1 protein-coding gene is annotated in these 1413 nt (G+C 58.2%); it reads left to right on the top strand.

What is annotated here, in order from left to right:
• The coding region (locus FPL11_RS10125; RefSeq protein ID WP_186295121.1) for a beta strand repeat-containing protein at positions 1-1413 on the top strand (1413 nt) is incomplete at both ends.

Here is a 1413-nt window from a genome sequence, read left to right as displayed (position 1 = left end):
GGCACTCCCAGCGTTCACAACGCTAGAGTTTGCGGGTAATAACACCGCCGGTCTTAACCTTGATGGTGCAGCTTCAGATGTGTCGGTTGAGCTCAGTGATCGGAATCTCGACCTGACTGTACCCGAAGCATTGGGTACAAGTAACGTCGCCCTCGACGACGACACTGGGTCTTCTGATGTCGTGAATCTGAATGTAAACCGGACGGACGACACGACCGAGGATGAGACTTTCGACGCCAACACGACGACCGTTGATGGTGTCGAGACGATCAACTTCTCGACGAGTGGCTCTAACCCGACCGACGCCGACACCACCGCCGTCACGGCTCAGCTTGATGGTGATGCGGCAACGGCGGTTAATATCAGCGGCTCAAACGAACTCGCCCTGACCATCGGCGACGTCGCTGGTGACGAGGTCACGGTAGACGCCTCTGAGGCTACAGGGGATGTCGCCCTGTCGATCAGTGCGGCCGAAGCGGCTGGCGTGACTGGTGGGTTCACCGGCGGTCAGTCGGGCAGCGACTCGCTGACGATCACCGGCGTCGATACCGAGACGGTTGAGTTGCAGAGCTCGGCATTCGAGACGGTCGGTGCGACCTTCGATGATCAGGCTACTGGTGAGGTTCAGGTAGACCGCGTCAGCGATGTCGATACGATCGCGTTGACCCTTAACGGTACTCAGACTGACGCAGGCGTCGCTGGCGCGCAGGTTATGACGGTTAGCGGCATCAGCGACGGCCTTACTGTGACGATTGATGGCTCTCCGGGTGATAACACCGACGCGGGTAATGGTGGGGCCGGTGCTAGCGCGAACGAGCTGGTGCTCGAAGGTGCGGGTTCCACGAGTTCTCTAACTGCGGCTCTCAATACTGCCAACGACTTCGAGACAACTGGTGGTTCTGATCTTGCGGTTAACCGGGCGGGTACTGTGACGGTTGACGTCGCTGATGCGGCCGACACTGCGCAGTCCATCAACAATTTGACGCTCGGCACTGCTGAGGATCTCGTGCTTACCGGTGGCGATAGTGATCTCACGATCACGACCGCGACAGCCGGCGATCTCGAGACCATCACCAGCACGGGCCTGACGAGTGGCAGCACACTCCAGCTCGGTGACGGTACCGGCAATGCCACTGAGTTCATTGGCTCTGCGTTGAATTACGAGCTTGGTGATCACGGGTTCGGCATAAACCTCGAGACGGCCGCCGCAGCCAGGGATACCGTCAGTTTTGATGGGTCGGACATCACTAGCGGTAGCATCGCCAACTTCGATGGCGGACTGGGCGGGGATATCCTCGACTTCAGTGCCTTTGAATCGATCAGTGGCATTGGAGATCTAACGCTTGCTGATGTTAATGGCAATAACGACCTTGAGATTGACTCCGATGCTTTTGACGGCACGGTGACTCTGGT

The sequence above is a fragment of the Spiribacter aquaticus genome (genome assembly GCF_007625215.1).
GTDB classification, from domain to species: domain Bacteria; phylum Pseudomonadota; class Gammaproteobacteria; order Nitrococcales; family Nitrococcaceae; genus Spiribacter; species Spiribacter roseus.
Note: the sequence above shows the minus strand (reverse complement) of the source record. Positions and strands in the feature narration are given on the sequence as shown.